1 rRNA gene is annotated in these 204 nt (G+C 48.0%); it reads left to right on the top strand.

Annotation, left to right across the window (positions count from 1 at the left end):
- Positions 1-90: ribosomal RNA gene (locus tag LCF57_RS17765) — 23S ribosomal RNA — on the top strand; the annotation flags it as partial.
- Positions 91-204: the final 114 nt, after the last annotated feature.

Genomic DNA, 204 nt, shown 5'->3' on the forward strand with positions numbered 1-204 from the left:
CCCTTGAAGACGACGAGGTAGATAGGTTGGGGGTGGAAGTGCAGTAATGCATGGAGCTGACCAATACTAATCGGTCGAGGGCTTATCCTAAAGATTAGGACGCAATGAAGTTTCGGATCCAGTTTTCAGGGTGTAACACCTTGAAGGTAGAATTTGCGAAGCAAATTCATGTTTGGTGGCGATAGCGGAGGGGTTCCACACGTA

It is taken from the genome of Paenibacillus sp. BJ-4 (assembly GCF_020404765.1).
Lineage (GTDB): Bacteria > Bacillota > Bacilli > Paenibacillales > Paenibacillaceae > Paenibacillus.